At 63.0% G+C, this 9,532-nt stretch carries 10 protein-coding genes; 6 read left to right on the top strand and 4 right to left on the bottom strand.

What is annotated here, in order from left to right; genetic code table 11:
• Window positions 1-102: 102 nt before the first annotated feature.
• From F8S09_RS17210 to F8S09_RS17225, 4 genes are all read left to right on the top strand, one after another.
• Window positions 103-294, top strand: a complete 192-nt coding sequence (locus tag F8S09_RS17210; protein ID WP_152872662.1) for a hypothetical protein — start codon at window positions 103-105, stop codon at window positions 292-294.
• 8 nt (window positions 295-302) lie between these two features.
• Window positions 303-962, top strand: coding sequence for an antitoxin Xre/MbcA/ParS toxin-binding domain-containing protein (locus tag F8S09_RS17215; RefSeq protein WP_152872663.1), 660 nt, complete (start codon window positions 303-305; stop codon window positions 960-962).
• A gap of 372 nt (window positions 963-1,334) precedes the next feature.
• A complete protein-coding gene (locus F8S09_RS17220) occupies window positions 1,335-2,006 on the top strand; it encodes an AAA family ATPase (protein ID WP_152872664.1) in 672 nt (223 codons plus the stop codon).
• 1 nt (window position 2,007) lies between these two features.
• Window positions 2,008-2,313, top strand: a complete 306-nt coding sequence (locus F8S09_RS17225; protein ID WP_152872665.1) for a hypothetical protein — start codon at window positions 2,008-2,010, stop codon at window positions 2,311-2,313.
• 105 nt (window positions 2,314-2,418) lie between these two features.
• Here F8S09_RS17225 and F8S09_RS17230 read toward each other — a convergent pair whose 3' ends face one another.
• Both F8S09_RS17230 and F8S09_RS17235 read right to left on the bottom strand, forming a co-directional pair.
• A complete protein-coding gene (locus F8S09_RS17230) occupies window positions 2,419-2,985 on the bottom strand; it encodes a PIN domain-containing protein (protein ID WP_227978774.1) in 567 nt (188 codons plus the stop codon).
• The gene (locus tag F8S09_RS17235; RefSeq protein WP_227978775.1) at window positions 2,982-3,404 is read right to left on the bottom strand and encodes a helix-turn-helix domain-containing protein; all 423 of its coding nucleotides are present in this window, start codon (window positions 3,402-3,404) and stop codon (window positions 2,982-2,984) included. Before F8S09_RS17235 ends, F8S09_RS17230 begins: the two co-directional genes overlap by 4 nt.
• A gap of 167 nt (window positions 3,405-3,571) precedes the next feature.
• Between F8S09_RS17235 and F8S09_RS17240 the strand changes: the two genes are divergently transcribed.
• Window positions 3,572-3,931: an HNH endonuclease gene (locus F8S09_RS17240; protein WP_152872666.1), complete on the top strand. Its 360-nt coding sequence runs from the start codon at window positions 3,572-3,574 to the stop codon at window positions 3,929-3,931.
• Between the two features lie 67 nt (window positions 3,932-3,998).
• Here the strand turns inward: F8S09_RS17240 and F8S09_RS17245 are convergent, their stop codons facing one another.
• Entirely contained in the window at window positions 3,999-4,208 is a 210-nt protein-coding gene (locus F8S09_RS17245; RefSeq protein WP_194165425.1) for a hypothetical protein, read from the bottom strand.
• Complete coding sequence (locus F8S09_RS17250; protein WP_152872667.1) at window positions 4,205-6,091, bottom strand: hypothetical protein; 1,887 nt, start codon at window positions 6,089-6,091, stop codon at window positions 4,205-4,207. The genes F8S09_RS17245 and F8S09_RS17250 overlap by 4 nt, the downstream gene beginning before the upstream one ends.
• Window positions 6,092-8,606: 2,515 nt before the next feature.
• Here F8S09_RS17250 and F8S09_RS17255 point away from each other — a divergent pair.
• Window positions 8,607-9,350: a hypothetical protein gene (locus F8S09_RS17255; RefSeq protein WP_227978776.1), complete on the top strand. Its 744-nt coding sequence runs from the start codon at window positions 8,607-8,609 to the stop codon at window positions 9,348-9,350.
• Window positions 9,351-9,532: the final 182 nt, after the last annotated feature.

Below are 9,532 nucleotides of genomic sequence, written 5' to 3' on the forward strand. Positions count from 1 at the left end.
CAAATTTCGTGACTGGTACAACCAGGTCCGGCTTCACTCAGCTCTGGGGTACGCCTGCCCCTGGGCTAAGCTGCTGGAAGCGGCGAAGTCTCGCAACGCTGCTTGAAGGATTTCCTGGAGCAGTACCAGGACATCCGCAAGGCGGCCTGGGCGGTCAGCGGCACGGAGGAAGGCGTGCATTACTTCATGACCCACCGTCATGCCGTGTTCGGGGACAGGACCGTGGCCGAAGCGGTGGAAGCCGGTCAAGCACGGATCGTTCTGGGGGCCTTGCTCAACGCCGCAGGCATTTGATCCATAGGATGGACACGATCTGCCAGATCTCCGGTGACCGATTGACCCTCCACCTGCCCGCCGACATGCGCGAGGCTCTTGGACTCCAGAACGGCTCCCCTGTCACCGTCCACCTCGTCCGTGGATCCCTCGTGATCCGGACTCAGACACTGACCGGGCGCACCTTGAACGAACGGCCAGCAGACATGGCCCCCGAGGCTCCCGGTGGCGACCTCGGCCGGAACCGGGATGCGGAAGAAGAGATGCCCTCTCCTTCCGACAACGCCCTCTTGGTTCAGATCATGGGGCTGGGCCGGACACAGCTTCAGGCTGTGGTACATCAGAGGGCAGGCGCTCTACCGACGATCAGCCACCAGCAGATCGCCACAAACCTCGCGGCCCTGCTCGAAGTGCCTGTCCCCGACGTGCTTCCGGCCCTAGGGCTGCGCGAGCTCGATTCGGCACAGGTGGCCCTTCCCCCTCAACTGCTGCTCGACCGGGTCGCCCATGTTCTCGACCTCTTCGCCACGATCCGGGCGGTTCTCGGACACGAGCATGCCGCCCACTGGTTCAGCCAACCCAACCGTCATCTGGGTGACCTGAGGCCGCTGGAACTGTGCCGCACTCCGGAGGGACAAGCCCGCCTGCGGGACCATCTGGACGGCTTTCTGTCTGGCAACGTGCTCTGAGCAAGTCCCGGGAGCCCTGGCCCTCACAGTTCTTGAGCGCCTCTTGGAGCAGGCGGATCTGCTCCAGATTGGCCGCATCGTGACGGGTGTAGTCCGGCATCACCGTAGAGTGACAGGGAACCGCTCGCGTTGCAGCCCAACTTCGGCAACCACATACACAGGGTACCCCCTGGTGTGATTTTTAACCCTACTAGCCATATCAAACTTAACGTTGAAAAACACGTCGACTTTTTCGGTTTACCCATGGCCGTCGGCCTGCGCTTGAGAGGGGATATGGAGTACCAATGACCAGCTAAGGGACGCAGCGCTACTCAGGTAAGCCGTCCTTTAATGCCATGATCAACGTTGCTTTCAATGTTACAATTGACACCAATGATCTACGTCGTGGGTGGCATTAAAGGCGGCAGCGGAAAGACCACAGTGGCGACCAACCTCGCCGTGGCCCTGGCTCTGGAGGGGAGGGACGTTCTTCTGGTGGACGCGGATGACCAGGAGACGGCCACGGATTTCTCGGCCTGGCGAAATGAGCGGACAGAGGGGCGAACTGGCTACACCTCTGTGCAGCTCACCGGTCAGGCGGCCCGTGAGGAGTTGCGCCGCCTCGCGAGCAAGTTCGAGGATGTCGTCATCGATACCGGCGGTCGCGACACCACCAGCCAGCGCGCAGCCCTAACGGTGGCCGACCTCTACCTCGTGCCCTTCAACCCCCGCAGCTTCGACGTGTGGACCCTAGAGAAGGTGACCCGCCTGATCCAGGAGATCCAGACAGTCAATCCCGACCTCCGCTCGTACGCTTTCCTCAACCGGGCCGATCCCAGGGGCAGTGACAACGACGAGGCTGCTGACGCCCTGCGCGACACTGAGGTGCTGCAGTTCCTCGACGCCCCTCTCGGCAACCGCAAGGCCTATGCGAATGCGGCGGCCCAGGGTCTTGGGGTACTGGAGTTGCATCCGGAAGACCGCAAGGCATCGACGGAGTTTCGGGGGCTCTATCAGCAGATCACTGGCCAGGTGCCCAGCACCACCGGTGGAAAGGAGGTCTAGGATGCCGGTCACCCGTGCTCCCCGGCGTCCAGCCAGGCCTGCCGAGACCTCAGCTGTGGACGAGGCCCAGGTACAGGAAGTCATCCGCCGCGGCGGATCGGTTGCGGCGGACCTGCATCCATCTGCTCTCCCCGAAGAGGAGGAACTGGACGCTTTGAAGAATGTCCAGTTGCGCCTCTACGAGAGTCAGATTCAGGAGATCGATGTCATCCGCAAGAAGCAGGCCCGGGGAAGAAGGCCTCTCTCCCGGCACGCGTGGCTCCTGCAAGCCATTGAGGAAAAGTTGGATCGGGAACGTCAGACATAGTACCATTAATAACGTTGTTTATAGTATTAAGTCAAAGGTTGGGAGTAAGGTTATTACTTACCTTACTCCCAACGTTGTTAACGTCTAAACTCTTGCCCTCAATGGCTAAAGAAGCGGCAGCAATGCCGCCGCCAGTCCTGGCAGGCCAGCGCGCGCCAGGCCATCTGCGAACTCGTCCGGGGTGAGCTGGGGGTTATTCAAGGCACGGAGGATGCCCCGAGCCGCAGCAACCACCTCTCCTGGCTGCACCTGAAGGCACCGAATCAGGAAGCGATCTGGGTGACAGACAATCAATGGCGCCGGGACGAGGGCAGCCGGAAAATCCTCCTCATTGAAGGTCAGGAGTACCTCAGCTCCACAGGCAAGGGCCGCCGCCAGCACATGTCGGTCGTCGGGGTCTGGCAGAGCCCCGACCGACGGGTCATCTCCGGCCTCGACCTGCCCTTCAGGGATGGCACGGCGCATCAGGGCGCATGTCCGCTCTATTCGGGTCCGCGAGAGGTCGGGGCGGTGCTCCAGCAGGTTGCCCACCCATTCCTGCTCGATGCGGGTCGTCCAACGGGGGCGTAAGGCCCCGGAGACTCCCAGGCGAACCAGCAGGTCACGCAGAAGGCTGCCGTACAGCACGTTGGCATCACACAGGACCACCGTGCCCCGACCAGCCGGAATCAATACAACCCCATGTCCTGGGCCTCCCGGGTCAGCTCGTCAGCCGCAGCCTGGCGCTCTTCGAGATCCTGCTGTTGGTAATCCAGCAGATCGCCGAGACGGATGCGCCGATGTTTCCCTACCCGGCGATAGGGGAGACGGCCCGCCTCCAGTACCTTTTCGATCAGGAATGGTCGGCTGACCCCCAGCAGGTCAGCTGCTTCCTGGGTCGTGAGTTCTCGCCCGGCGGGCAGGATGGCCAGAGCCTCCCCCTGGGCCAAGCGGCCGAGCACCTCGCTCAGCAGATGCGCCAGGGTCGGAGGGAGTGTGACCATCTGCTGTTCCCCCTGCAGACTGGGGCGCAGAGTGTCGAGAATTTGAGCTGCCTCCCGAGCGATGGCCTGCTCGTGCGGGTCAGCGACGTGACGGATGGGGAGAGACATGGCAACCTCCGCCGGTAGTATTCGCAATATTCGCAATCAGTATTGGTGCCTGGCCTACCGTGATGGTCATACAGCTATATCCAACGTTATAGTTAATCCCAGAATTGATATCGTTTCTAATCTTATTCCTCAAGCGGCTGCCTATAGGTACGAAACGAGGAGAGCTGATGAAGAAGCGGAAACCCTACGCCAAGGTCAAGTGCAAAAGATCTGGGAAGAGGGTGCTGCTGCATCGGCAACTGGTGGAAGAGCACCTGGGCCGTCCCCTGCTGCCGGGCGAGATCGTTCACCACCGGGACGGCAACAGCACCAACAATGCCCTTGAAAACCTCATCGTTCTGCCGAGCCAGCGTTATCACGCTCACATCGAGTACCATCTGCGCCGCGAGAAGCTCGGCATGCCCAGTCTGTTTCCGGAGCTCTTGCAAGGCGTGAAGCTGGAAGCCCACGGCACACTCTTCGGGAACGTTTGCGCACTGCCCGTCAAGGAGCCGCCACCCGTGCGCCGCCCTCGGTCCCGTCGCTAAGACTTCACTCCCTGAAAAGAAGCGTCTCCCGGATGTGGCCTTGGAGAACAGGTCGGTGGACGGGGCCTCACGATGCCCCCTGCTCTCGCGGCACGGCCGCTGCCCGCTCGTGCAGCCCGCAGGTACCGCCTCCACCGTCCGGGGAGCAGAATGCGTACAGCGCGACCGGCTCCTGGGTGCCAGGGCGCAGGCCCAGGGCCTCCAGCTCGGCGGCCGTGGCGAGGTGCGGCGGGTAACCGTCCCGATAGGTCGGGATGCGGGGCGTGCGGCGGTTCACGTGCCCCCCACGAACTCGTATTTCAGCATCAGGTCCAACGGAGTCAGTTGCCGGTTATCACTGAGCTTGAACTGGAGTCCTGGACCGTTACGCTTCTGGACCTGCACACTCCCGACGATCTGTACCTCGTTCCCCGAAGCCTTGCAGCGCCACCGTGCGCCCACCGCGTGGCGGTCTTCCCCCTCGATCTGGCGCGGAACTAGGGCATCGCTCGCCCGCAGGCTCGTCAGTTGCCCTGCCACCGCCCGGTCCACCGTCACACGCTCACCAGAGTCCAGATCCACCACGTAGCCGTTGGCACGGTTACTCAGGACAATCCCCAAGGCCCCGCCGACCGTGCAGCGCTGGCCCACGCTCAGATTGGGATCCAGGTGGCTCAGGTCCACTGGCCCGATAACCTTCGTTTCCTCCTGCGGCCTGCCCTTGTCCGTCGGCACAGCCCCCTTCAGCTTGACGGCCCCGATTAGACGGTCCAGCCCGCGGGCGAAGAGCGTATGCATGTTGTCCCTGTTGCGCTCGGCCTCTGCCTGTGCGATCGCGGTGACCTGCCGAACCTCGTCCTCGGTCAGGAGAGTCCAGTGCGTGCTGCGGAGAATCTGCCCGGTTCGGGTCCGCTCGCCAATCCACTCCGGAAGCGAGTTGCCCAGCACCTCTCGCATGGCCTTGTACATCGGGCTCTCAGGACCGGCAGGAACCCGGCTCGACAGCTCCGCCTCGGGAATCGGGGCCAAGTCGTCCACGCTGGGGCTGGAAGCGGCCTCTCCGTCGCCGGACGGGGCCTCCGCACCCGCCTCCGGGAGTGCCGCACCATCGCCCGGAACATTTTCAGTACTCGTGGCTTGATCAATCTGGCGTTCGAACAACTCCCGAATCTTGTCCAACGAGAGGGCGGGGCGTTCATCCGCCGCGTCAGCGGCGCCGCCGACAGGCGGTTCGAGCACAGCCACGCCCGGGACGGTTGCAGGCGAGGTGATCAGGGTCCCCGGCGTAGTCGTGAAGGGCGTGTCTTCAGCCGTTAGGCGCGCAGCGCCTTCTGAGGAGGAGGGCGGAGGCGGGGTGGGTCCGGCTTCCGGCGCAGTGGTTGGCTGCGCCTCCTGCGCGTGCGCGTCACCAGTCACGTCTTGTGCTCCTCCTCGGAATTCTCGTGAAGAAGAAATCTCTGGGGAACTCTCGTTATATGTATCCCTAAATTCTGTGCCCGGGTCCTCTAAATTTAGGGAGGTTAACCCCCCAGAATTTAGGGAGGTTCCCAGATCCTCCCCGCCGGGTTCCTGGGCCTGGTCATCGGCGAGGTCCAGCTCCTCCCCCTCGTCGTCCACGCCGGCATCGGCCGACGCGAACACCGCTTCGACCACCGGGGTCGTGCGGGCCTCGGGGTCCCCTGCCTTGACGTGGCGGCCCCGCTTGGCCCCCTTGGCCTTCACGACGGGACCCACGTTGGGTCCGGCCAGGGTGGCGGCGATGGCTTCCGGGATCAGCTCGATGTACACGATGTTGTGCAGCAGCTTGCCCTTGACGCGCTCGGTGCGGTACTCGATCTTCAGCAGCCCCTTCTTCTGGGCGCGGTTGCAGGCATCAGACACCTCGCGGTCGCTCATGCCGAAGACCGCGCCCCGGCGCTCGTAGTTGTACTGGAGCTTGTCGCGGGCGAACTTACGCTCGTACCCCACGAAGATTCCACCTTCCTCCTCGTTGCGGACCTCACGCGGGCGATACCAGTACACGATGTCGCTGACGATGGTGATCATGTTTCGGTCGGGTCGGTTGGCGTCAGTGCGGAACTCCGAGCGCTGGTACCAGACGTGGGGGATGGTGTTGCCGGTGATGCTCAGCCGTCCGATGGCCTCGACGACCGGGGTGATCGGCTTCTTGATGCTGCTCACGACTGCACTCCCTGCGCGTCCCTGGGTGCGGCGCACCCTCCCAGTCCGTTGACCGGGCATGCCCAAGCGCGTATCCTGGGCACAGGCCGATGCCTGTGCGTCTGCTAACGCACAAACACAATCGAGTTGTTTCTGACGGACACCCTCTGCGATAAACGGCCTGCCAGCCGCGCGGGGGGTGAACCCGTTTCTGAGGTGCTCGTTCAGACCCGGGGTGCTTGGCAGCATACCGCGATCCGTAACCGACTGCACGTTGGTGGTAAGGCAAATGCTGGTCATAGCTCCACCCTGCGACCAGGCCGGGTTGGTCGCGGTAGGGGGGGTGCTGGGGGGGATGTCGGCCATACCTCCACGGTGCGGCCAGACCGGGTTGGACGCGGGCCTAAAGCCAAGAGAGGCGCAAGTCCCCGCTTGATCAAAGCCGTCGAGGACAGCATTGGTGCGGGTTGGATGGTGAATGGAGGTCGCCTCCCCTGGGGACCCATCGCCACCGCGCAGTGCAGGCTTGTAGGGGGTGAGGAACGCCGGGACAGGGAGGTCGGCGACTACACCTCGGCCTTGGAGGCAGGGCTGGCTGGACAGCGGGTTGAGAGTCTTTGGAAATCGCACCTCCTCACGATGTGCCCAGGGCGGGTTGGACGCTGGGCTGCGGGCGAAAAGGGCGCAAAGCAGGGCGTAGGAAAATGCCGTCTGCACCGATGTCGGGGCGGGTTGGACGCTGATCAGACTTGACCAAGGCTGAGGCAGCGGCGGGAGCCCGCCTGACCGTGTCCAAGCACCGCAATTCCACGGGGGACAAGCGTGTTGGCTTGCAAGTACCCCCGACGGGGGGGTTGCAATTCGGCCCGGTCATTCGGGCAATTTTCGGCCTTCCCACTCCGTTTCGAGCCAAAAAAAGACCCCCAAGACCTAAGTCGAGGGGGACACACCAGCAGTAGGTGTGCTGGCTCTAGCAGTAAGAGCCGGTCTTACAGAGCGTCACATCGCTGCGACGGTCCATCGGTCCTCACAGGGTGAGGGGCAGCTCGGGGCTGCGGTGGTTATGAGGGGGCTTGCCTGACCAGAGGTCTTACAAGCGTGGACGTTGACCGGAGTCGCAGTCCATCTCAATGAGAGTCGGAACAGAGGTTCCGATGTCCTGTCGCGTCAACGTGCTACGACGGGACTGGTGTAGGAGTGGACAACGTTGAGTTGTCCGGAGGTCTTGCCCTGACCATGACCGAATGTGCTGATCTGGGCAGTACGGCAAGCCTAGTGGAGCGGGTCTGGTGGGATCACCTCGCCTACTCCCTCTGGAATCTGATTGAGGACCGCCGAAGCCGTCTGCGCAGTCCGCACCGTGCCTCTCAAGGATTGAGGGCACTTTGAACTCTTGGTGATGCTTGGAATTTTGACCACGGTTTCTCTGGACGTCATGCCAGGTACGCCGCTGACGTCTCGGGGGCCAACCCTCCACGTCCTGGTGCTCGGCAATCCCTGCCGTAATCCTCGCCGGACTTCCACACAGGTGTTCACAGAACACCCTTTCCCGATGGCAGCTTTCGGCCTGATCAGCTTGTGCCAACCAGTACCCGTCCTTGGGAGCACGGCACGTTGCCGCCCGCCTCGCCTCGAATCGCTTGAACCTACTTGCCGCCGCTCCCAGTCTGCGCCGCGCTGGCTCCCGAGTGGAGCATCAGGTTGATGTTCTGCAGACCTTCCCACGTTCTCCGAACCTTCTGCCGCAGATGTCTCTCTGCATGGCTGTGGCCCGCTGGGCAAGGCGCCGTGTCTCGCTGTGCAGTCAGCTCTTTCGGAGCCTTTAGCCGGGTAGATGTTCCGAAACCCCGGTTTACCCACACGACCCTTGTTTAGACTCTCGTCCATCCGCCAGTCACCTGGCAGCCCCCAGCACCTACTCCACGTGCCCGAAGGCAGCACCCCACACCCCCAGTGCTTGGAGGCGTTACAGGCTTGAGCTATCCGCCGATCTCCGCTTTCACGGAGTACCGCCCCGTCTCGCGCGCGCAGGCCATCGCCCTGCATCACGTCGCCGCAGCTCATGGCCTCACGGTCCATGCTGACGCCCACCTGTGGGGAAGAGGTTCGACCCTTCCGAGCCGCCCCCCCTTGTGCTTTCCAGTTCGTCAGGGTGTTCCGTGTCACCACGCACCCGTTCCCGTGTCGCCCAACTTCCTTGCGCGTCGCGAATCCAGCAGGTGTGGATCACGTAGAGCCAGGGAATTTCACCCCAGCGCCCGCGTTGCAGCCGCACCAGCGAGGATTTCCCCCAGCATGCAGCTACGTCAGGTAGGAGTAGTGGCGATCTACCCCCTTGGTTGTCCGGCGAGGACAGCACCATGGGAAGAGCGTACCGACTGAATGCCCCCGGATTGGAACATCCATATATGTGCTCACATCGCGTCGTCCTGACGCACCCCACCGAAGCCCCGATCTTAATCAAAACTTAATCCAGCCGCGCCGCCCTTGCCTGACCACCCCAGCGTCCAACCCGGTCTGCCCGCACCATCGAGCTATGGATCTGCTCTATCACCGGACGGTTACCAGCGGCTTGCAGGCCACCCTTCACCTCGCGCGGGCGTCACCCATCGTGGCGGTCATCCAGGCACCCATCGCCAAGGCCGAGGCGATTGCCCAGCGGCAGATTGACCGGTACCCCACAATCACCGCCAGCCACACCCTGCGCTCGAGTCTGCGGCGCGCCAAGTACCCGGTCGTGCAAATGGTGATCCTCCCGCCGACGGGTGAGCACATCACGCTCGTGCTGATGAGCAACGCCGAGCCGTCGGGCTCCCGCGAGGATTGGTTCAACGGTTTGGACCCGGCCGCCCCATTCACCTGGCGCAACTACGAGCTCACACGGCAGGAGGGCCAGCGCCTCACCTGGCGCCTCAACAACCAGGCACGGGCTTACTACCGCAAGCACATCGCGAGGGCAGTCACGGGACGTGGCGGTCGGCAGTTACATGCCAACAAGGCCGGAAAGATCACCGGCAAGGTCGTGGCCCGGCGGCAGCACCCTCCCCTGGTTGCACGGACGCAATTGCTGCGGTTGGGTGACCACCTGAGCCATTACCCGGGCTTTTCCGGCGTGCGAAAGGATGTGTTCGACCTCTACGTGTACAGCCAGCGGGTCTGGCGCTCCACGCATCCAGACGAGCCACCTCCTGCCTGGCCCTACATGCCTTACCTGCGTTACTGCGCCCCCAAACGTGCCCGACTTTCTGACCTACAGGAGATGCAACATGACGAAAACTAAGCGGCCGAAAAAGAGTGCACCCGTCCCCCAAGCCCGGGTGGTCTATGAGGTCACCTGGTAATGCTCCAGGAAATCCTTCCAAAATCACCCGCCCCCTTGCGAGGGTCGGGCACACTGGAGGGAAAGTATGGGGAAGCAACGGAAAAACTGGCCGACGGACACCAAGGAGCAGATCGTCCTGG

This window comes from Deinococcus terrestris, from assembly GCF_009377345.1.
Taxonomy (GTDB): Bacteria; Deinococcota; Deinococci; order Deinococcales; family Deinococcaceae; genus Deinococcus; species Deinococcus terrestris.